This window comes from Novosphingobium gossypii (genome assembly GCF_050433305.1).
GTDB classification, from domain to species: domain Bacteria; phylum Pseudomonadota; class Alphaproteobacteria; order Sphingomonadales; family Sphingomonadaceae; genus Novosphingobium; species Novosphingobium gossypii.
Genome location: NZ_JBNPXM010000001.1, coordinates 737,562 through 759,623, shown reverse-complemented (window position 1 = coordinate 759,623; position 22,062 = coordinate 737,562). Strand labels below are relative to the sequence as shown.

Sequence of the window (22,062 nt, the reverse complement as noted above, 5' to 3'; positions counted from 1 at the left end):
GGTCGGCGGGCGCGCGGCTAGCTGACCGGGGCGTTTGCCTCCTGCGCCAGATGCGCCAGCATGGCGCGCACGTCGGCGGGGATGAACGGCTTGTTGAGCATCGGCCGCCGTTCGTGCCGCGCGGGCAGGTGTTCGCGGTCGTACCCGCTGACGAAGGCGAACGGGACATCTCGCGCGGACAAGGCATCGGCCACGGGATCGATCCGGTTTCCGTTGAGGTTGCCGTCCAGCAAGGCGATGTCGGGCTGGCCTTCGCGGATCATGGCCAGTGCCTGTTCGCAGCTTGTGGCCGGGCCAAGGGCGATGCCGCCACCGTCCTCGATCTCCATCATCAGTTCCATCGCCACCAGCGGTTCATCCTCCACCACGAGGACGCGCATCGGCGGCAGGCCTTCGCAACGGGCAGGGGCGGGCGCGGGCTGGGCCGGTTCTGGTTGGGGCTCCGGGACGCCGGCCTGAGCACCGGAAATCCCGCCATCGGGCAGGGGCAGGACCATGGACCAGCGCACGCCTTCTGGCGCGAAGTCGCAGACGATGCGTGCGCCGTCGGCGGCCATGCTGTGCTCTATAAGGGTAGAGCCGAAACCACGCCGGCTCGGCGGCGCGACGGATGGCCCGCCCCGTTCGCTCCATTCCATCGTCAGCATGCCGTCCTGGGTAGTCCAGATCAGGCTCACGGTGCCGATGGCGTTGGAAAACGCGCCGTACTTGTGGGCGTTGGTCGCCAGTTCGTGGAACACCAGCGAGAAGCGCAGCGCCAGTTCGGGCGGAAGGTCTATGTCGGCGCCATCCAGCAGCAGGCGGTCTTCACTGAGCGCCCCGATCGCCACCTGATCGGCAATCAGGCGGCGCAGGCCCGCGCTTTCCCACGTCGTGGCGCTGAGCATCGAATGCGCGCGCGACAGGGCCTGGAGGCGGCCGGTGAAAGCATCCTGAAATTCATCGTGCGAACGGGCATGGCGGAACCCCTGCGAAGCGATCGCCTGCACAGTCGCCAGCGTGTTCTTCACCCTATGGTTCAGTTCGCCGATCAGCAGGCGCTGGGTATCCTCGGCCCGGCGGCGCTCGGTGATGTCGAGCATTTCCACCATCACGCTGCCCGCCCGCTGGCCGGTGCTGGCAAGTGACGAGCAGTACCATTCGCCATCGCGCACCGTGCCATCCGCGCGGCGGAAGCGGTGGGTCTGCATCGCCCGACGATCACCGCCCTGCAGCAGGTCGATCATGCCGTCCAACAGCGCCTCGCGACCACCGTTGGGCGGCAGGAACGGCGCCAGGGCCAGGGGAGCGCCCAGTACCTGGTCCGCGGTGTAGCCCAGTGTGCGCTCGGCGCTGCGATACCAGCTTACAATGCGCAAGTCGGCGTCGATCTCGAAAACGGCAAGCGGGGAATTGTCGCCATGCGCACGCAGGCGGCCCAGCGCAGCGCCCAGTTCGTCGCGCTGGAACGCAATCTCGCGCCGCTGGCGGGCCAGTTCGACGAAGACCGCGACCTTGGAATTGAGCACCATGATGTCGATCGGCTTTGACAGGTAATCGACCGCACCCGTCTCGAAACCCCGGAACCGTCGCCGTTCGTCCGTGGCGATGGCGGTCAGGAAGATGATGGGAACGCCGCGCGTGCGATCGGTGCCGCGCATCAGTTCGGCCAGTTCGAAGCCGTCCATGTCCGGCATCTGCACGTCCAGCAAAGCCAGCGCGAAATCCTGCCGTAGGAGCAGCTCAAGCGCCTCGAACCCGGATGACGCGGTGACCAGTTCCACGCCGGGCTGCTCCAGCGCAGCTTCCAGCGCGATCAGATTTTCCCGCGTGTCGTCCACCGCCAGAATGCGGAGCGGTTCATCCGCCAATGATCTGCTCCAGGGCAGGGTAATACGGCTGGAACTGCATTGCGCGCGCAATCTTCATTCTATGGTCCCGCAAAGGGCTTTGCCGGCACCGCGCGATCGCTCCCCCATGAGGCGACCTTTTCCGGATCGCGCGCATAACGCCCCGTCTTTGCGCAAGGTTCCGCAAACACACGAAAAAATTCCGACATGAGGGATGCTATCGTTTGCGGCCGCCGATGCTGCGCCAAAACTTCCTTAAGACATTCGCGCTATGACTGCCGGATTATAGGGGCAATTCCAAGAGCGAGCCTGGTTTACGATGCGTCGAGCATTTCCTTCGGTCACCACGATCCTGCGGCAGGTGGCAATCAGCGAGCGCGGCAATGTCCTGCCGATCGCGGCCATGGGCCTGCTGATCGCGGTGATCGTCGTCGGCTCCGCGGTCGATCTGGGGCGCAACTATCTGGTGCGTGAACAGATCCAGTCCGCCTGCGACGCGGCGGTGCTGGCCGGGCGGCGTACCGTGACCACTGCGGGCTTCGACGCGGCGTCAAAGACGGCGGCGACTTCTTACTTCAACACCAACTTCAACGACGCGATCCAGGGCACGCGCTCCACCACTTTCACCGTAACTTCGCCAGACAACGGCCAGACGGTTAACGCCACGGCGACCACGATCCTCGACACGCTGCTGATGCGCATCGTCGGCAAGGACAATTTCCCGATCAGCGTCACCTGCGCCAGTTCGATGGGCGTGGGCAACGCCGACGTGATGATGGTGCTCGACACCACCGGATCGATGGACTTCACGCTGTCTGGTTCGCAGACGCGCATCCAGGCGCTGCGGGCGGCGATGAAGAACTTCTACACCACGATCTACAACGCCACCGCCGCCAGCAATGCGCGCGTGCGCTACGGGTTCGTGCCGTTCAGCTCGACCGTGAATGTAGGGCGTTTGTTGAACGCGATCGACAGCCGGTATATCGTTGATAAGTACAACTACCAGTCACGCGTCTACGAGCCCGACGATTCCGGTGACAGCGACACAGCCAGCGGCTGGACCCTGTATTCCAACAAAAGCTACAGCGGGAACAACTGCAACAACGAGGTTCCGGCCGGTACCGGCTTTGCCGACACCGGCTCCGGCTCGGGCAAAAAGCAGACACGCACGGAATACTCCTGCCGCTATACGGGTCTGGTGTTTGGATCTTATTACATCTATTCCCGCACCATCACTCGCCCCTATGCGATGCGCTATCGTCAGGTGCTGAACGTGGATACGAGTGCGTTCAAGCGTTTCAGCTCGGTGACCACGCCGACGGGCGATTACGGCTCGAATGTATCCTCCACCTGGGGCGGGTGCATCCAGGAACGTCAGACGGTAAACCAGTCGAGCTTCAGCTATTCCAGCGCCACCGGCATCACGCCCAAGGCCGCGCTGGACCTCGATCTCGACAATGCGCCCGATGTGGCCAACGACGCTACCAAGTGGGCACCGCTGTGGCCGGAAATTTCCTATCAGCGGTATAACAACCGAGGGAACTACACCACCGACATTTCGTCCTACGGCCAGCTTGGCGGCACATACTGCCCGGCGCAGGCGCAGCTTCTGCAGACGATGAGCCAGTCGTCGTTCAACACTTATGCGGACTCGCTTCAGGCCGTGGGCGGCACGTATCTGGACATCGGCATGATCTGGGGCGGGCGCATGATGTCGCCGCAGGGCATGTGGAAATCGCTTGTCAATGATGAGCCTTCCAACGGCGGCGAAGTGTCTCGCCATATCATCTTCATGACCGACGGCCAGATGGAGCCGGCGTATCACATTCCGCAGGCGTGGGGCATGGAGTTCTGGGATCGCCGCGTCACCACCGACGGCAGCAGCGGCGACGCTTCCCGCCACACCCAGCGTTTCCTTGCGACGTGCGAGGCGATCAAGGACAAGGGCATCCGTGTCTGGGTCATCGCCTTCACCTCTGGGCTTAGCTCGGACCTGACCACCTGCGCGTCTGACGACAGTTCCTTCACTGCCAGCAGTTCGGGCGAACTCAATGCCGCGTTCCAGGAAATCGCCAAGCAGGTGGGCGAACTGCGGGTGGTGGAATGATCGCGCGTTCGCTTCATCGGCTGAGGGCAGAAACGCGCGGATCGGCGGTGATCGAATTCGCCATCGCCGCTCCGGTGCTGCTGTTGCTGCTCATCGGCATCTACAACATGGCGTGGACGGCGTATCTTACGATCGTCCTGCGCGGGGCTGTGCAGGCGGCTGCGCGCGGCGACGGGCTGGAAACCGCCAATAACGTCAAGGCTGACGCCTATGTCACCAACATCGTCAAGGGCGTTGCCCCGGACGCGACGGTGGCGTTCAAGCGGATGAGCTACTACGACTTTGCCGACATCAAGCGGGCCGAAACCTGGAACGACCGCAACGCCAACGGCAAGTGCGACGCGGGCGAAGCCTACACGGACGAAAACAAGAACGGCAAATGGGATGCCGACGTGGGCAGCAACTCCAACGGGGGCGCAAACGACGTCGTGCTCTATACCGCGACGGTGACTTACAAGCCGGTCTTCATCGTGCCATTCATGTCCGGCGCTTCTGACCAGCGCCAGATGAGCGCCACCGCCGTGCGCAAGAACCAGCCCTTCGCGCTTCAGGCGAAATACGGCTCTGCAGCGGGGACATGCCCGTGATGCGGCGCGCCATCAACACCCTCGTCAGGCGCCTGCGCCGCGACGAGCGCGGCGTGTCGTTCGTGGAGTTCGCGCTGATCCTGCCGGTGCTTGTCACGCTGGGGTTCTACGGGACGGAACTGGCGTGGATGTCGATGGTAAACATGCAGGTCGGCCAGATCGCGTCCTCGCTGGCGGACAACGCCTCGCGCCTTGGCCAGACGGACAACAGCGCCGTGACGCCCAACGTCAAGGAAACCGATATCGATTCGGTGATGAACGGCGCGTTGGTGCAGGGATCCTACTTCAATTTCGCCGCTACCGGGCGCATTATCCTGTCCAGCCTTGAAAGGGATACGGCTACCGGGCGCCAGTACATCCACTGGCAGCGTTGCCGTGGCAGCCTCAAGGTCAAGTCGCAGTACGGCGTGGAAGGCGCTGGCAAGACCGGCACCATCCTTCCCGGTATGGGCAAGCCGAACCTGACTGCCGTTGCAAATTCCGCAGTCATGTATGTGGAGGTGAACTACGTTTACCAGCCGCTGTTCGGCAGCTGGTTCGTAGGCAATCCCACCTTCCGCCGCGAAGCCGCCTTCATCATCCGCGACGATCGCAACCTGACGTTGGGCGTCACGGGTACGAACAACTCAAGCTGCGCCTGAGCGGAGAGAGACGAGGCCCCGGAACCTGGTCCGAAGCCTCGTGTTGCCTCAGCGCGGTTCCAGCCGGATGGCGGTGCCGCCGCCCGGGGCAAGCCACACATCCAGCGTATCGCCCTTCTTCACGGTGCGGGTATCGTAGGCGATGTTGTGGCGCGCTTCGGTTTCGTAAGTGGCGCCTTCGCCGTCCTTCCACACGCTGGCCTTGTAGCTCTTGCCCGCGTCGAGGAAGTCGAACTTCAGCGTCACGTTACGCGCGGTGGCATCGTTGACGCCGCCCACGAACCAGCGATTGGAATTGCGGTCTTTGCGCGCGAAGATCGCATAGTCGCCCACTTCGCCCGCGATCAGGTGGCTTTCCGCCCAGTCGGTGGGAACGCTTTCGATGAACTTCATCTCGCGCGGATACTTGTCCAGCTGCTCGATGAAGTCCGCTGCCATCTGGATCGGTGAGTAGATCGCGAGGTACAGGCCCAACTGCTTGGCCAGCGTGGAGGCCAGCGCGCCCTTCGCGCCTTGCAGGCTCAGGACGCCCGGTGTGAAGTCCATCGGCCCGGACAGCATGCGCGTGTAGACCAGCGTCGGTTCATGCTCCGGCCCGTTGGCGAACTGGCCCCAGGCGTTGTATTCCATGCCACGGGCGCCTTCGCGCGAAACCCAGTTGGGATAGGTGCGGCGAAGGCCGGTGTCCTTGACCGGTTCGTGCGCATCGATGGAGATGTGGTGCCTGGCCGCATCCTCCACGACGGCAAGGTGGTGCTGGACCTGCCGCTGGCCGTCGTGCCACTCCATCCGCAGCGGGCCGACCGGGCCGCCGGGATAATCGGTGTTCGCGATGATGCCGCCGTGGTCGGCGACATAGCCGGTCTTCACCGTGTCCACGCCCAGCTTCTGGTATAGCGCGAAGCCTGCATCCATGTTGGCTTCGTAATTGGCGATGTTGCCCCCGGTTTCATGGTGGCCGATCAGCCTGACGCCTTTCTTCGCGGCGTACTTCGTGACCGCGTTGATGTCGAAATCGGGGGTCGCCTGCGTGAAGCTGAACTCGTCGCCGTGGCCGAACCAGTCGCCGTTCCAGCCCTTGTTCCAGCCTTCCACCAGCACGCCGCGGAATTTGTGCTTCGCGGCATAGTCTATGTACTGCATGGTGCGTTCGGTGGTAGCGCCATGCTTTGGCCCTTCCGCCCAGCTCCAGTCGTTGCGGATCATGCCCCACCAGATGCCGATGTAGCGGCCCGGCTTCACCCAGCTGACGTCGCCCAGCTTGTTCGGCTCATTGAGATTCAGTTCAAGGTCGTTGTCGACCAGCTCGGCGGCATCATCCGCGATCCGCACCGTGCGCCAGGGCGTGGCAAAGGGCAGGTCGCGCACCACGCGCGGCCCGCGCGAGGACGGGGACAGCGTGGTGCGGAAAGTCTGGCCCTGTTCGCGCTTGAACCAGTAGCCCGCGTAATCGACCAGCGCGGCTTCGTGGAAAGACAGGTGCGTGCCGTCTTCCAGCTTCATGGTGATGGGGGTGTGTGCGGTCGGCACGGCATCGATCGGGGTCTGTTGATAGACCTGTTCGTAGCGGTTCCACTCGCCACCCGGAATCCACCATGCAGTGCCCTTGGGGACGATATCGAACTCGGTCGTCTCGTCGGCGATCTTCATCGTCTTGAGCGCGGGTTGCTCAGGAATTTCGTAGCGGAAGCCGACACCGTTGTCGAAGAGGCGGAAGGTGACGTTCATCATCCGCTCGCCGTAAGTCTGGCCCTGTTTGAAGCGGACGGTGACCTGGTTGTACTTGTCCTTGACGAAGCGGCGCTCGCCCCAGGGCTGTTCCCAGGTGTCGTCGCCCTTTGCCGTGTCGCTGCCGGTGATCGCGAAGCCGCGCGTCATGTTGAGGCCGTTGGTCAGGATGAAGCCCAGCTTGCTCGGCGCGATCAGCAGCTTGCCCTTGCGCGTGAGCGACCACAGGGGGCGGCTGTCGCCGTCGGTGGTGACGGTCAGCACGATTGAGCCATCGGGCGATGCCGCAGTGACCTTGGGCGCTTCCTGCGCGATTGCAGGCGCAGCGATGACGATGCCAGCAGTAGCCAGCAGGGCGAGCGGCTTCATGCCTCTTCTCCTTCGATGATCCAGATGCCGCCCCATGCAGGAAGCGACCCGATTTCAGTGTCGTTGACGGCGGCAATGACGGTGCCGCCGGTGGGAATTGCTGCGGGCCATGCTGCGGCCTGCGCGCTCATGTTGAACACGGTCAGCACGCGGCGACCTGCAATTTCACGGCGCAGCACCAACCGCGCATCGTCGGCGACCAGCACGTCGCACGAGCCCCGGCGGAGGGCCGCGTCGCCCGCGCGACGGTGCAGCAGGTGTCGCGTCAGGTTGAGCAGTGATGCCGGGTCGGCCTCCTGCCGGTCCACCGCGCGTGACAGGTTCTGTTCGCTCAGCGGTAGCCATGGCCGGTCTGCGGTGAAGCCGCCATGCTCGCTCTGCGCGATCCACGGCAGCGGGGTGCGCACGCCATCGCGCGACAGGGTGAGCGGCCAGTTGGCGATCGCTTCGGGATCGCGCAGCATCTCGAACGGAATCTCGTCCTGCAACAGGCCCAGTTCCTCGCCCTGGAACAGGATGGGGTTGCCGCGCAGCGACAGCAGCAGCATCGTCTTCATCCGGGCGAAGGCGTCGATCTGGTCGGGCGCGCACCAGCGGGAGAGGGCGCGCGGGGCGTCGTGGTTCTCGAACGCCCAGCTTGGCCAGCCGGTATCCGGTTCGTCCGGCCAGTAATCCTGCGCGGCGGCGATGCGCTGCGGGGTCAGGTTGTCGGCATAGAGGAAGTCGAACCCATAGGCGCTGTCCAGCCGGTCAGGGCCATGCGTGAAGGTCTTCATCTCCTGCCCTGCGCGCGCGCCGCCGACTTCGCACAGCGAATACGTGTCGGGATAGCTGGCGATCAGCGCCTGCAGCCGTTCGATGAAGGGCAGGATGTCGGGGTGCGACTGGTTGTGCAGCTGCGTCTGGAAATCGTAGGGGCGCGTGCGCGGCTGGCCGGTGTCGGGCGCGGCTGGGTTGTCACGCAGGTCCGGATCGAACATCGAATGGTTCAGCGCATCGATGCGAAAGCCTGAGACGCCCCGGTCCAGCCAGAACTTCGCCACGCCCAGCAGCGCGTCCTGCACGGCGGGGTTGTGGCAGTTGAGCTGCGGCTGCTCGGCCAGGAAATTGTGCATGTAATACTGCCGGCGCCGCGCATCCCATCGCCACGCAGGACCGCCGAAGATCGACTGCCAGTTGTTGGGAGGGGTGCCGTCCTGCTTGGGATCGGCCCAGACGTACCAGTCGGCATGGGGATTGTCGCGGCTGGACCGGCTCTGCGCGAACCACGGGTGACGGTCCGAGGTATGGGCATAGACCTGATCGACGATGATCTTCAGGCCCAGTTCCCTTGCTCGCACCACCAGCGCGTCGAAATCCTCCAGCGTGCCGAACATCGGATCGACTGCGCAGTAGTCGGAAATGTCGTAACCGAAATCCGCCATCGGCGACTGATAGAACGGCGAGATCCAGATCGCCTCCACCCCCAGCCGCGCGACGTGATCGAGCCGCGCGGTGATGCCGGGCAGATCGCCGATGCCGTCGCCGTTGGAATCGGCGAAGCTGCGCGGATAGATCTGGTAGATCGCCGCACCGCGCCACCAGGGGGCCGTGTTGGGGGTGTCGTTGGTCATGGTCGTCTCGGTGGGATCAGGGTTGCGCGGCGCAGACTGCGAAGCCGAGCGGCGGCAGCGTGACCGCGACGGAGCCGGGCGCGGTTGCCGTCGCGGGACAGCCGGTGCCCGCCAGTGTGTGGAACGCTGCGGAGGCAGGCTCCACCGCCACGTTGCCGCTCACCGCCTCGGCCGAGGTGTTGAACGCCAGCAGCACTTCGCCGCCGGTTTTCGGGTCGAAGCGGGAGACGGCGAAGAGGCCCGGCTTGTCCGATGCCGCGCGCACTTTCGTCTCGCCCGAATGCAGCGCCGGGGTATTGCGCCGCAGCGTCGCCAGCTCGGCGATCAGCCGGTAGAGCGGATGCGTGGGGTCGAAATGCTCGGCAGCGGGCGCGCGGTCGGTGCCCAGCAAAGGCTCGTCAGTCAGGCGTTTGTCCTTCGACGCGAACATGTCCTGCCTTGACCACTGGTCGCCACCGTGGCCGACGAAGCCCTGCTCGTCGCCGTAGTAGATCGTCGGCACCCCGCGCAGCGTCAGCAGCATGGCATGAGCCAGCATCGAGCGCTGGAGCAGTTCGCCGTTCCCCGCCAGCGGCTGGCCCAGCTTGAGGAACGCGGCCACGCGCCCGGCATCGTGGTTGCCCAGGAACGTCGGCAGTTGCCGCGCGCCCTTCTTGCCGCCTGCGTACAGCGCATCGTCATCGAACAGGCGGGCGAGCGTTTCGGTGCCGCCATCCTTCGCGCCACCCGCCGCATCGTCCACCGCCCGCATGAACGCGAAGTCCAGCACGCCCGGCAAATCCGCGTTGCGCGTCCACGAGGCGAGGAGGGCGGGATCGTAGTCGCCGGTCGCCACTTCGCCGAAGATGTGGAAGTTGGGAATGCCCTTTGCCTTCGCCCGCTCCAGCATCGCGGGCACGAACTTGCGCCAGAGTTCGGCGTTGACGTGGCGGGCGGTGTCGATGCGGAAGCCGTCGATCCCGAAGCGGTCGATCCAGCCGCCGTAGATGTCGATCATGCCATCGACGACGCGCGGGTTCTCGGTGGCGAGATCGTCGAGGCCCACGAAATCGCCGTACTGCGCGCTCTCGCCCTTCCAGTCGGTGTTGCCGCGGTTGTGGTAATAAATCGGGTCGTTCAGCCAGGCGGGGACTTTCACGTCCTTTTCCGCCCTAGGCACTACGGGAGTATAGGCGAACGAGGGGTCCGTCAGCTTCGCCCAGTTCTCTGCCGTGGCGACGGCATCGCCGGCAAAGCCGCTGTTGATCGCGGCACCCTTCAGGCCGCCGCGCGTGGAGAAGGGATAATCGGCCTTCGACCGGTAGGGATAACCTTCGGCCGTGCCTTCCCGGAACTGGATCACGTCCGCCGTGTGGTTGACGATGATGTCCATGTAGACCTTCATGCCGCGCGCGTGCGCCGCCTGAACCAGCGCCGCGAAGTCTTCGTTGGTGCCGAAGTGCGGGTCCACAGCTGTGAAGTCGGTGATCCAGTAGCCGTGATAGCCCGCGCTTTCGTTGCCCTTGGGGCCCTGTACCGGCTTGTTCCTGAAGATCGGCCCGACCCAGATCGCGCTGGCGCCCAGGTTCTGGATGTAGTCCAGCCGCACAGTCAGGCCCTTGAGGTCGCCGCCGTGGTAGAATGCCTTGTCGGTCGGATCGAAGCCGGTCTGGAGCTTGCCACCGGTCAGACCGCCGGTGTCGTTAGCGGGGTCGCCGTTTTCGAAACGGTCGGGAAGGACGAAGTAGATGACTTCCTGCTCGGGCGTGCGGGCGCGCATGTCCTCCACGGTTCCGGCGACAGCGCCGCCGTGGGAGAGGGCCAGCGCCATGGCGGCAACGGAAGATGTCAGGCGGTTCATCGGGCAATCTCCGGATGGCCGTCAGGGGAAGTAGTAGGCGGAACCGTCGAATGGAGGGAGTTTTCGACGGTTCCGCCCGGTCGGCGCCGGTCAGGAGGAGGAGGGTTCCATCCCGGCGCCGGGGGGGGAGGCGTAAGGTCAGAACTTGTACGTGAAGCCGGCCAGGAAACGGCGGCCGTACCTCTGGTAATCGATGACCTCGCGGCTATCGCCCGGATTGGTCGTGACGAACGGCGCGTCGGTCAGGTTCTGGCCCTGAATGTAGAGTGACAGCCCCTCAAGTGCGCTGCCCGGCTGGAAATCGTAGCCGATCTGCGCATCCACGATCGTTTCCGAAGCCGCGCGGCGACGCACGCGGTTGGCCGCGAAGCCGGAGACTTCGCCCAGGAAGGTCGAACGGTAGCGCACCGAGCCGCGCGCGTTGAAGCCCCACTTCTCGAAGTAGGCGGTGCCGTTGGCGACCCACTTCGAATAGCCCGGAAGATCGCCGGTGGGCGAGTCCGGCGTCGCCTGGATCTTGCTCTTGGTATAGGCGACCGAACCCGTCACGCCGAAGCCTTCCAGCGCGGGCAGGAACGTCTCGAACGGCAGGGTGGTGGCGATTTCCACGCCATAGAGCTTGCCGCCCTTGCCGTTGATCGGGATCGTGTACTGTGCCGTGGGAGAGAGCACCACGCCGTTGCCCGGATCCTGCAGTGCCAGGCTGTCGGTGGGGACCGTGCTCTGGTTGTTGTAGATGTAGCTCTTCAGGTCTTTCCAGAAGAACTGGGCCGCGATCACGCCCTTGCCGCCGAAATACTGCTCGAAGGTCAGGTCGAGCGCATTGGCGCGCCATGGACGCAGGTACGGATTGCCGGCCTCACCCGTCACCTGCGCGACGCCGCCGGTCAGCGTGTAGTCGAACTTTTCGGACGCTCGCATGTCGTCCAGGCGCGGACGGATGATTTCACGCGCCGCTGCGAAGCGGATCACCGTCTCGCTGGGGAAACGCAGCGAAAGGTTGAGGCTGGGCAGCACGTCGAGATAATCGACGCTGACGTTGCGGCGCAGACCGCCGATGTTGGGAGAGCCGTTGGGATTAACCGGCGGCTGCAGCAGGATCGCGCTGGCGCCGACCGAGTTCTGATCAGTCCACTGCGCCTGCACGCCGAAGTTGCCGGTCAGGTGAGCCGAGCCCAGTTCCGCATCGAGGTTGCCCTGAACATAAGCCGTCATCAGGCGTTCGCGGATGGCGTAGCTCTTTACCACGACATCGCCGTAAGGATTGGCGACGCGGTTGTATATGCCGTCGCGCACCAGTGCGAGCGGATCGTAGCTGACCACCGGACCAAGGCCGAGGTAGTTCAGCTGCGTTTCGCCTTTCAGGCGGTATTCCGCAGGGATGGCAACGCTAGTCAGGCCATCCGTATTGGCAGCCAGACCCAGGAAGTATTCCTCGGGAACCAGCGTCTTGGAACGATTGGTATAGTTCCAGCCGACCTGGACCGAATGGAGCGCGCCGCTCTCGAACTCATGCGCAACTTCGACGCGATACTGCCACAGCTCGTCCTTGATATGACGATCGTTGTAGTAGCCGTCCTGACCGTTGCGAATGCGGGTTCCGTCCACGGCGGTCTGGTCGCCGCCCCATCCCTGCGGGCTGGTGAGCAGGATCGAGCCATAATCGCCATAGTTCAGGCCGGGACGGAACACCGCGCCGCGATCGCTCATGGAGAAACCGATCGAGTCCAGTGCACCCACAGTGTTGCGGCCTGTACCTGCCAGGCTTTCAATGTTGAGTTCGCTGCGGTCGGTCTTGGAGTAGCTGACGTCGAAGAAGGCGTTCCAGCCGTCGTCGCCTTCCCACTTGGTGTTCCAGCCGAACGAGTAGAGCTTCGCGTGACGCTGGAACACGTCGTTGCGCACGACGCCCTTTACGCCGTTGAACGTGCCGCCGGTAACAAGGCCGTTGTCGACCGTGGCGTTAGCCAGCGTGACGGTATCCGGGTCCTGGTACAGCGGCAGTTCGATCCCGCGCTTGATCTGGTCATCCTTGAAGTCGGAATAGAAGGCGTCGAGCGTGGTGGTCAGGTTCGGCGTCGGTTTCCATTGCAGCGTGCCGTTGAGGCCCAGCCGCTTCAGGTTGGTGGACGTGACGTAGGATTTCGAACCGCCGATGACACGGTTGCCGTCCAGCGTGTCGGCATACCCCCAGGCGTTGAATTCCTGGATCTGGTAAGGCTCGTCGATATAGCTGGCGCCTAGCGCGATGCCGATCGTGTCGTTCGCGAACTGATCGACATACGTGCCGGTCAGGCGGTAACCCTTGTCATTCGATCCTGCGTTCAGCTTGCCAAGATCCGCGTAAGTTCCGCGTGCACCGAAGGAGATGATGCGCTTGCCCGTCTCGAGCGGACGGATCGTGCGCATGTCCACCGTGCCCGAAAGACCCTGACCGACGAGGCTGGCCATCGGCGTCTTGTAGACGTTGACGCCGCTGACCACTTCGGACGGATACTGGTCGTACTCTACGGCGCGGTTGTCGCCGGTGGAGGTCTGCTCACGCCCGTTCAGCAGCGTAGTCGAGAAATCGGGCGCGAAGCCGCGGATCGCGATCGAATTGGACCGTCCGTTGACGCGCTGCGAGGTCAGACCGGGCAGGCGTGCGATGGATTCGGCGATCGAGGCGTCAGGCAGCTTGCCGATGTCTTCCGCCGAAATGCTTTCGACGATCTGTTCGGCGTTGCGCTTCTGGTTGATGGCGTTCTGCAGCGATGCGCGAAAGCCGGTGACGACGATCGTGCCGGCATCCGTGGATGCACCTTCGGCAGGATCGGCAGCTTCTGCGGCGGTGTCCTGCGCAACGGCGGGGAAGGCCGCCGTCATGAGGGCGGCGGCGATGGCCATGCGCGACGACGCGCGGACGACCGAAAATTCGTTACGAAGCGACATCATGTCCCTCTCCTGAAACCTTGTGCCGGCCCACTTCTCATGGTGTCCGGCTCTCCTCCTGCGAAGCCCGGGGATTTCGCCCGCGACTCCATTCGACCCCTCTTGCTTAAGATGCTCCTTCGTTGCGCATAATATGGCATACGTATACGTAGATGCATGATAGGTACGTGACGTGTCCTGAATGCCACGCGTAAACCTGCGTAGAACCGCGCATTTTCGGGGAGCGACGCGGCGTAGGGCGCAGCATTGTTGCAGCGCAGTACCGCTGATGAGAGAGACGATGGGACGCAAGCCGACCAACCGCCCGACCAGTTTCGACATCGCCTATCGCGCCGGTGTCTCGCAGCCCACCGTCAGCCGGGCGCTGCGCGGCAGCAAGTCGGTCAGCGCCGCCACGCGCGAAAGGATCGAGGCCATCGCGCGTGAGCTGAACTACTCGGTCGACAAGAACGCGTCCTCGCTGCGATCACAGCGGTCCAACACGATCGCGCTGCTGTTCTTCGAGGAACAGTCTCCCGACGATTCCAAGATCAACCCCTTCTTCCTCGCCATGCTGGGCGCGATCACCCGCGAGTGCGCCGGTCGCGGGCTTGACCTGCTGATTTCGTTCCAGAAACTGGAGGACGACTGGCATGTCCGCTATCAGGACAGCCACCGTGCCGACGGGCTGATCCTGCTGGGCTACGGGGATTACACGCTTTACGAAAGCCGTCTGCAGCAACTGGTGGGGCAGGGCACCCACTTCGTGCGCTGGGGTAGCGTGGATGCCAGCGACATGGGCAACATCGGCGTCACGATCGGCTCGGACAACCTTGGCGCAGGGCGCATGGCGGGCCAGCATCTGCTCGGGCTGGGGCGGCGGCGCATCGCCTTCCTGGGGCAGGCGGACGAGCACTATCCCGAATTTGCAGACCGGTATCGCGGTCTGTGCGAGGCGCTGGCGGCGCAGGGGCTGCCGGTCGATCCGCTGTTGCAGCGCGATGCGGTGAATCTGGAGGACATGGGCCACGCCGCCATGCGCGGACTGCTGGACGAGGGTGTGGCTTTCGACGCGGTGTTCGCAGCCAGCGATCTCATCGCCATCGGCGCGATGCGCGCCCTGACCGAGGCCGGGCGCTTGATCCCGCGCGACGTGGCGGTGATCGGCTTCGACGACCTGCCCGCCGCCAGCATGACCAATCCGCCGCTGACCACGGTGATGCAGGATCTCAAGAGTGCGGGCGCGGTGCTGGTGGAAACCCTGGCGCAGCAGATCGAGAACGGAGAAGCGCCATCGCGCACTTTGCCCGCGCGGCTGGTGGTGCGGCGCAGTACGGTGGGCTGACATAGCCCCGATCGATGATGGTGGCGCGCCCACGCATTCGTATGCATGTTGTCGGCGTCCGCCGCCCGTGCAAGGCGCTGTGATCCGGCGCGGCGGCAAGTTCGCGAGGGTGTTGGGAAGGAGCGCGATGATGGAAGCCACGATGGAAAAGCCGCGGCAGGGCTGGGCAGGGCTGTGGAACATCAGCTTCGGCTTCTTCGGCATCCAGATCGGCTTCGCGCTGCAGAACGCCAACATGAGCCGCGTCTTCCAGTCCCTCGGTTCCGGGATCGACGACCTGCCTGCGCTGTGGGTGGCCGCTCCGCTGACCGGACTGCTGGTGCAGCCGATCGTCGGGCACATGTCGGACCGCACCTGGCTGGGTCGTCTGGGCCGCCGCCGTCCCTATTTCCTGGCAGGAGCGGTGCTGGCGACGATCGCACTTCTGGCAATGCCTGAAAGTGCAGGTTCATCATCCGGGCTGCTGATGGCCGCGCTCCTGCTGTGGATGCTGGACGCCAGCCTCAACATCTCAATGGAACCGTTCCGCGCCTTCGTGGGCGACATGCTGCGCAAGGACCAGCACACTGCCGGGTACGGCGTGCAGACCGCCTTCATCGGCGCGGGTGCGGTGGTCGGCTCGCTGTTCCCCTATGCGCTGGAGCATATGGGCGTCTCCAACGTCGCGGGCGCGGGCGAGATACCCGATACCGTGCGCTACAGCTTCTGGGTGGGAGGCCTCGCATTGCTGGCCGCGGTGCTGTGGACGGTGCTGACAACGCGCGAATATTCGCCGCAGGAACAGGCCGCATTCGGCGACGCGCACGAGGCCGAGACCACTGCTGCCGCGCTGTCCGACCGCAGCCTGTGGAGCGCTCTGCCGTGGATCATCGTGGGCGGGATCGTGGCCGTGGCCGTGCAGGGGTGGTCGCTGGAAAAGGAAGTCTACTTGCTGGCGGCGCTTCTCGCAGGGTACGGTATTGCCACAATGGCCGCAATCGGACTGGCGCGCTCGGGCCGCAGCGCATCGATGCTGGCCGGCATCGTCGGGGATTTTGCAGGCATGCCGCCACTGATGAAGCGGCTGGCTTTCGTCCAGTTCTTCAGCTGGTCGGCGCTTTTCATCATGTGGATCAACACCACCCCGGTTGTCGCGCAGTATGCCTTCGGTTCCGCCGACCCTGCCAGCGCGGCCTACCAGCAGGCGGGCAACTGGGTGGGCGTGCTGTTCTCGGTCTACAACGGCGTCGCAGCCGTGGCTGCGCTGGCCTTGCTGCCGGTGCTCTCGGCTCGCCTGGGCAAGGCGCGCACGCATGGTCTTTGCCTGGTGGCGGGCGCGCTCGGCTTCGGCGGGTTCATGGTGGTGCGCGATCCGACCGCACTTATTGCTTGCGAGGTGGGCATCGGCATCGCCTGGGCCTCGATCCTGGCGATGCCTTACGCGATCTTGGCCAGCAGCCTGCCGCAGGCCAAGCTGGGCATCTACATGGGCCTGTTCAACGTCTTCGTGGTGCTGCCGCAGTTGCTGGTGGCGACAGTCATGGGATCGATCATGAAGGCGTTCTTTCCGGGAGAGCCGATCTGGACGATGGCTTTTGCAGCGGGAACCCTGCTGGTCGCCGCCGCCGCTTCGCTGCGGATAGAGGATCGCTAAGCCCCGCTTACGATGCCGTTAGCGGCACGATAGTCTGCGCCAGCCGCTCCACCTCGGCCCTGTCGTGGCTGACGTAGAGGACAGGCAGGTGCATCTCGTCGCGGATGCGCTCCACCAGCCGGATGATCTCTTCGCGCCGGGCCAGATCGACCGAAGCCAGCGGCTCATCCATCAGCAGGAAGGCCGGGTTGCAGAACACCGCGCGCCCGATCGCCACACGCTGCGCTTCGCCGCCGGACAGAGTTGCAGGCATCCGTTCCAGCAAATGAGCGATGCCCAAGAGATCCAGCGTGTGATCGCGGTCAAGCGCCTGTCCACGGGACGACCGATGCCCGAATTCCAGGTTCCAGCGGACGGTACGATGCGGGAACAGCCGCAGATCCTGGAACACGTATCCGCAGCGCCGCCGTTCGGGCTTGAGGTCGATCCTTGCCGCTTTGTCGAACAGAGTGGTTCCGGCCACGCGGATATGGCCATCGACCGGGCGCAGCAGTCCGGCCATGGCATCAAGCAGCGTAGTCTTGCCGATTCCTGAAGGCCCGAACAGCGCGGTCAGGCCGCGCCTGGCGGTGAACGCATAGCGCAGATCGCGGCCACCCCGGCGCAGGGTCACGGCGATGTCGAAGGTGGGGGGGTCAGAAGACACGGCGCGCCCTGTCCTGACCGCTGCGCCGCACCAGCCATTCCGAAATTGCCAGTGCAACGATCGAAAGCAGCACCGAAAGCACCGCCAGCCGCGCCACCTGCACGTCCGAGCCGGGCACCTGCAACGCGCTGTAGATCGCCAGCGGCAGGGTCTGCGTCTCGCTGGGAATATTCGAAGCGAACGTGATGGTCGCGCCGAACTCTCCCACCGAACGGGCAAACCCCAGCACCAGCGCCGCCAGCACACCATTCAGGCTTAGCGGCAGCGTCACGCTCAGGAAGGTGCGCCATGGGCCTGCGCCCAGCGTGCGGGCGGCCTGTTCCAGCCTGCGGTCCACCCCCTCCAGCGAGAGCCGCATCGCGCGCACCATCAGCGGCAGCGCCATGACTGCAGCGGCCAGCGCAGCGCCGGTCCAGCGGAACAGGAAGGTCAGGCCCATCGTCCGCTCCAGCAGGCTGCCCAGCGGCGCATTGGGGCTGAAAGTGATCAGCAGTAGCCATCCGGTCACCACGGGAGGCAGTACCAGCGGCAGGTGCACCAGAGCATCGACCAGAACCTTGCCGGGAAAGCGCCACCGTGCCAGCACCCATGCCAGCGCGAAGGCGACCGGCAGCACCGCCGCCATCGCCACCGCGCCGATCTTCAGCGACAGGAGCAGGACCTCCCATTCAGCCGGTGAAAGCGCAGTCACGGCGGGCTTACTTCGTTCCGAAGCCGAAGCGGCGGAACACCGCCTTGCCCTCGGCAGAAATCAGGTATCGGCGGAACGCTTCGCCTTGCGGATTGCGGGATGCGGCCAGCGTGGCCACCGGGTAGCTGATCGGATCATGGCTGGCGGGAGGGAACACGGCGACCACACGCACCGCCGGGTCGGCGCGCGCGTCGGTGGCGTAGACGATTCCCAGCGGTGCAGTGCCTCGGCTGACGAGGGCAAGCGCACTGCGCACGCTGTCGCCCGGCGCAATCTGGCTCTGCACAGATGGCCATACGCCCAGCCGGGTCAGCGCCTGTTTTGCATAGATCCCGGCGGGAACGCCTGCAGGATCGGCCACGGCAAGGCGGCCCTTGCCCAGCGCTGCGCTCAGCGGCATCCCGCGCGCGATGTGCAGCCGTGCCTTGCTGGCACGCGGGGCGATCAACACCAGATCGTTGCGCAGGAACGAGACACGCGTGCCCTTCCGGATAAGGCCCTTGCGCTGCAGGTAGTCCATCCAGGGTTCGTCTGCGGAGACGAAGAGGTCGGCAGGCGCTCCCGATGCGGCCTGTCGGGCCAACGCTGACGACGCCGCAAAGGAGATGCGCGGGCGCGGGTGCCCCTTGCGCGCCCAGGCATCCGCGGCGGCGTTCATGGACTCCTGCAGGCTGGCGGCAGCCAGGACCAGTGGTGGTCGCTCTCTAACAGCGGCCAGCGCGGCAGAGGCTCCGTGCGTCAGGGTCAGCACAGCCAGCAGGAAGGCCACGAACTTGCGCATGGAAAAGGGCACTCCGGGTCGAACCGTATCGAGCTGTATACGGTGGCGCCGTGAATGGAAAGCCGCGCCGGCTTACTCTTTCTGCGACAGGCGGGGTTCGCAAAGCAGTCGGGCGGCAAGCGCATCGTAAGCCGTTCCACGCGCGGCATTGCCGATCTCCTCCTGCAGCGCGCGATACTGGGCCAAGACATCCTCACCCAGTGCGGTCAGGCGCGCTCCGCTGGTTGCCGAGCGACCGGGCGCGGTCTGCACCAGCGGTGCGTCCCAGCAGCGGTTCATGGCGTCCACCAGCAGCCAGGCCCGGCGATAGCTCATGTCCATCGCCCGCCCGGCAGCCGAGATGGAGCCATGATCGCGAATGGCATCGAGCAGGTCGGCCTTGCCGGGCCCCATGGCGATCTCATCGCCGGAATGGATCTGGATCTTGATCTTCAGGCGCGGCGTATCTGTCATGCGGTCAGCGTAAATGTGCCCGCTCCGCCTCGCAAGACGGCACGATCGATGATCGACCGCGGTAACGAATCACTGGGTCTGCACGGTCATGGGGCCGAGGCCTTTGCATCCATGACGAAAAAAAGACGGTCAGCTGTCACTTCGGCGTTGTTCTGGGTGGGCTGCTGACAGGACGGTGCTGCCGTGCGGCAAAAACCCTGCCCAAGTTGATGGTCATCGTTTGCAAAAGCTGCCGGGCTAAAAAGCCCGGAGTGGTTTTTGCACTGCAAAATGCCTTGGTACGCGGCCGAAGTGATATTTCACCAGACTTTCATAAAATTACCGCCTCATCGACTATAATAATCCATTCTGTTCGAGGGTTAAAATGATGTGATGCAGTCTGGATATTCTGGAAAAGTTCGCTCGATTTTGGTACACCATCGTCAGGACGAATGGGATGAGACGTCAACAAGGCGCCGCCCGTGGATTGATCCGGGAGAAGCGATCGCATGAACAGCGCGCGAACCATCCCGGCAATTTGAGGATGCGCTATGAAGGTCGCCGACGACAATATTATCCGTTTCGAACGTATCCCCGACGCGGGGCGTAATTTCTCCGCGCGGCTCTCTGCCGATGGTGTGCCGGGTGGCGTGTATGCTGCCCAGCGCATGGATCGCGGGGAAGAGCACGATGGACGCGGCCTGACGATCGCCATCCTGCTGTGCATGGCCTGCTGGGCCGCGCTGGGATATTTCCTGCTGTCCTAATCTGCCGCCTTGGGCGCGCGGACCTTTGGGTCGCACCAGGGTCGATCAGGCTGGTTCCGGGCCGGACCGGTTCCAGCCTGCTTCCTGTGTTCAGGACAGGAACGCTCGCAAGTCCTGCATGAAGCGTTCGAACTGATCGTGGTGGAGCCAGTGGCCGGCGTCCTCGTACTCGATCAGACGGGCGGTGGGCAGGTAGTCCAGCCTTCCGTCGCCCGCCGGGCTGCTGGCGAAGCTGTCCTTGCCCCACAGCAGAAGCATCGGGCAGGTAATCGCCTGCCACAGCGCGACCACATGGTCGGTCGGCAGATCCGAAGCGTTCCACAAGTTCAGGTAGTTGTCGAACTTCCAGCTCCAGGTGCCGTCCTCGTTGCGACTGGCGCCGTGGACCGTGAGGTGCCGCGCCTGTTCGACCGTGAGAAAGTCGTTCTCGGCCTTCATCCGCTCATAGGCATCGCGCAGCGTGGCATATTTGCGCACTGTTCGGCTCGAGGCGGCGCGCTTCTGCTCGATCCATTCGCGCAGGCGCCCCGCCACCGGCCGCTCCTCACCCTGGCGGCGCAGGCCGGGAGGAGGACCAAGCCCTTCGATGTTGACCAGCCTGTCGACCTTGTCGGGATAAAGGCCGGTGAACCGCGTGGCGATGTTTCCGCCAAGCGAGTGCGCCACGACGGTCACGCGGTCGTACCCCAGAGTATGGACCAGCTGCGCGAAGTCGTAGACGAAGGCATCCATTCCATAATGCGCTTCGGGTGACCATTCACGGTCCCCGTGGCCGCGCAGGTCGGGGCAGATGACGTGCCAGTCCTGCCGCAGTTCTTCGGCCACCCAGTCCCAGCTGCGACAATGGTCGCGCCCGCCATGCTGCAGGATCAGCAGCGGTGCATCGGGATTGCCCCAGTCGACATAATTCAGCCGCAGGCGCTGCGAGATGAAGCGGTTGGAAGTGGGGCCGTGCCGGATCGTCATGGCCGATGGATTGGAGCCCCGCGGCGGTAACGTCAATCTGGCAGGCCATATTCGATTTTGCGGGGATGAAACGAAAGCTTGGCATCGGTCATGCTTGGCGAGCGCGGCGCGACGTCCTATCTCCGCCCCAACGAATTCACGCGAAAGTTACGATCATGGCGACCACGCACAAGACCCGCATGCTCATAATCGGTTCCGGCCCGGCGGGCCTTTCTGCGGCCATCTATGGCGCGCGGGCGGGGATGGAACCGATCGTGGTTCAGGGTCTACAGCCCGGCGGCCAGCTGACCATCACCACCGATGTAGAGAACTATCCCGGTTTCCGCGAAGTGATTCAGGGGCCCTGGCTGATGCAGGAAATGCAGGCCCAGGCGGAGCATGTCGGCACGAGGATGATGTGGGACACCATCACCAACGTCGATCTTTCCGGCGACACGTTCGTCGCTACCGGCGATTCCGGTGACAGCTACGAAGGCGACACGCTGGTCATCGCCACGGGCGCGCAGGCCAAGTGGCTTGGCGTTCCCGGCGAACAGGAACTGTCCGGCAAGGGCGTGTCGGCCTGCGCCACCTGCGACGGGTTCTTCTATCGCGGCAAGAAGGTGGTTGTCATCGGCGGTGGCAACACGGCGGTAGAGGAAGCGCTCTACCTGACCAACCACGCGACCGAGGTGGTGCTGGTCCACCGGCGCGATTCCCTGCGCTCGGAAAAGATCCTGCAGGATCGGCTGTTCGCGCATCCCAAGATCACCACGGTCTGGAACAAGAAGGTCGACCGCTTCCTTGCGGCAGAGGACGGCACCCTGCGTGCTCTGGCGCTGATCGACACGGAAACCGGCGAGCAGAGCGAACTGCTGGCCGATGGCGCCTTCGTGGCGATCGGCCACGCGCCCGCGACCGAACTGTTCAAGGGCAAGCTGGCGATGGACGAAACCGGCTACCTCATCGTCGAGGCCGGTACGCCGCGCACAGAAATCCCCGGTGTTTATGCGGCGGGCGACGTGTCGGATCACGTCTATCGGCAGGCGATCACGGCGGCGGGCGCAGGCTGCATGGCCGCGCTGGATGCCGAACGTTATCTGGCGGAAAAGCTGCACCTCGCCGGGTTCACCGAGACGGTCCAGTATTGATCGGGGCCTGACGGACTTAACCGGGGGGCGTGTGCGCTCCCCGCCGA

At 64.4% G+C, this 22,062-nt stretch carries 17 protein-coding genes; 7 read left to right on the top strand and 10 right to left on the bottom strand.

Annotation, left to right across the window (positions count from 1 at the left end; translation table 11 throughout):
• Positions 1-17: 17 nt before the first annotated feature.
• The gene (locus GGR40_RS03935; RefSeq protein ID WP_429274875.1) at positions 18-1,850 is read right to left on the bottom strand and encodes a response regulator; all 1,833 of its coding nucleotides are present in this window, start codon (positions 1,848-1,850) and stop codon (positions 18-20) included.
• A 298-nt stretch (positions 1,851-2,148) separates the two neighbouring features.
• Between GGR40_RS03935 and GGR40_RS03930 the strand changes: the two genes are divergently transcribed.
• The 3 genes from GGR40_RS03930 to GGR40_RS03920 are packed head-to-tail and all read left to right on the top strand — an operon-like array spanning position 2,149 to position 5,164.
• The gene (locus GGR40_RS03930; protein WP_429274874.1) at positions 2,149-3,936 is read left to right on the top strand and encodes a Tad domain-containing protein; all 1,788 of its coding nucleotides are present in this window, start codon (positions 2,149-2,151) and stop codon (positions 3,934-3,936) included.
• Positions 3,933-4,523 carry a TadE family protein gene (locus GGR40_RS03925; RefSeq protein WP_429274873.1) on the top strand — a complete coding sequence of 197 codons (591 nt, stop codon included), beginning with the start codon at positions 3,933-3,935 and terminating at the stop codon, positions 4,521-4,523. The genes GGR40_RS03930 and GGR40_RS03925 overlap by 4 nt, the downstream gene beginning before the upstream one ends.
• On the top strand, positions 4,514-5,164 hold the full coding sequence (locus GGR40_RS03920; protein ID WP_429274872.1) for a TadE/TadG family type IV pilus assembly protein: 651 nt from the start codon (positions 4,514-4,516) through the stop codon (positions 5,162-5,164). Before GGR40_RS03925 ends, GGR40_RS03920 begins: the two co-directional genes overlap by 10 nt.
• A gap of 48 nt (positions 5,165-5,212) precedes the next feature.
• Here the strand turns inward: GGR40_RS03920 and GGR40_RS03915 are convergent, their stop codons facing one another.
• From GGR40_RS03915 to GGR40_RS03900, 4 genes are all read right to left on the bottom strand, one after another.
• Positions 5,213-7,261: a glycoside hydrolase family 97 protein gene (locus tag GGR40_RS03915; protein WP_429274871.1), complete on the bottom strand. Its 2,049-nt coding sequence runs from the start codon at positions 7,259-7,261 to the stop codon at positions 5,213-5,215.
• A complete protein-coding gene (locus GGR40_RS03910; protein WP_429274870.1) occupies positions 7,258-8,874 on the bottom strand; it encodes an alpha-amylase family glycosyl hydrolase in 1,617 nt (538 codons plus the stop codon). The genes GGR40_RS03915 and GGR40_RS03910 overlap by 4 nt, the downstream gene beginning before the upstream one ends.
• Before the next feature lie 16 nt (positions 8,875-8,890).
• Entirely contained in the window at positions 8,891-10,714 is a 1,824-nt protein-coding gene (locus GGR40_RS03905; protein ID WP_429274869.1) for an alpha-amylase family glycosyl hydrolase, read from the bottom strand.
• Positions 10,715-10,852: 138 nt separating this feature from the next.
• Complete coding sequence (locus GGR40_RS03900; RefSeq protein WP_429275215.1) at positions 10,853-13,645, bottom strand: TonB-dependent receptor; 2,793 nt, start codon at positions 13,643-13,645, stop codon at positions 10,853-10,855.
• 280 nt (positions 13,646-13,925) lie between these two features.
• Between GGR40_RS03900 and GGR40_RS03895 the strand changes: the two genes are divergently transcribed.
• Both GGR40_RS03895 and GGR40_RS03890 read left to right on the top strand, forming a co-directional pair.
• Positions 13,926-14,969 (top strand): LacI family DNA-binding transcriptional regulator, encoded by a 1,044-nt coding sequence (locus tag GGR40_RS03895; protein ID WP_429275214.1) that lies wholly within the window; start codon positions 13,926-13,928, stop codon positions 14,967-14,969.
• Positions 14,970-15,111: 142 nt separating this feature from the next.
• Positions 15,112-16,602, top strand: coding sequence for an MFS transporter (locus GGR40_RS03890; protein WP_429275213.1), 1,491 nt, complete (start codon positions 15,112-15,114; stop codon positions 16,600-16,602).
• A gap of 7 nt (positions 16,603-16,609) precedes the next feature.
• Here the strand turns inward: GGR40_RS03890 and GGR40_RS03885 are convergent, their stop codons facing one another.
• From GGR40_RS03885 to GGR40_RS03870, 4 genes are all read right to left on the bottom strand, one after another.
• Entirely contained in the window at positions 16,610-17,248 is a 639-nt protein-coding gene (locus GGR40_RS03885) for an ATP-binding cassette domain-containing protein (protein ID WP_429274868.1), read from the bottom strand.
• Positions 17,238-17,939 (bottom strand): molybdate ABC transporter permease subunit, encoded by a 702-nt coding sequence (gene modB / locus GGR40_RS03880; protein WP_429274867.1) that lies wholly within the window; start codon positions 17,937-17,939, stop codon positions 17,238-17,240. Before modB ends, GGR40_RS03885 begins: the two co-directional genes overlap by 11 nt.
• 7 nt (positions 17,940-17,946) lie before the next feature.
• Positions 17,947-18,720, bottom strand: a complete 774-nt coding sequence (gene modA / locus GGR40_RS03875; protein ID WP_429274866.1) for a molybdate ABC transporter substrate-binding protein — start codon at positions 18,718-18,720, stop codon at positions 17,947-17,949.
• A gap of 72 nt (positions 18,721-18,792) precedes the next feature.
• The gene (locus GGR40_RS03870; protein WP_429274865.1) at positions 18,793-19,173 is read right to left on the bottom strand and encodes a winged helix-turn-helix domain-containing protein; all 381 of its coding nucleotides are present in this window, start codon (positions 19,171-19,173) and stop codon (positions 18,793-18,795) included.
• Between the two features lie 530 nt (positions 19,174-19,703).
• On the opposite strand from GGR40_RS03870, the gene GGR40_RS03865 reads away from it, so the two are divergent.
• Complete coding sequence (locus GGR40_RS03865; protein ID WP_429274864.1) at positions 19,704-19,919, top strand: hypothetical protein; 216 nt, start codon at positions 19,704-19,706, stop codon at positions 19,917-19,919.
• 90 nt (positions 19,920-20,009) lie between these two features.
• On the opposite strand, the gene GGR40_RS03860 is transcribed toward GGR40_RS03865, so the two are convergent.
• Positions 20,010-20,885 carry an alpha/beta fold hydrolase gene (locus GGR40_RS03860; protein ID WP_429274863.1) on the bottom strand — a complete coding sequence of 292 codons (876 nt, stop codon included), beginning with the start codon at positions 20,883-20,885 and terminating at the stop codon, positions 20,010-20,012.
• Between the two features lie 155 nt (positions 20,886-21,040).
• Between GGR40_RS03860 and trxB the strand changes: the two genes are divergently transcribed.
• Positions 21,041-22,015, top strand: coding sequence for a thioredoxin-disulfide reductase (gene trxB, locus GGR40_RS03855; protein WP_429274862.1), 975 nt, complete (start codon positions 21,041-21,043; stop codon positions 22,013-22,015).
• Positions 22,016-22,062 lie beyond the last annotated feature (47 nt).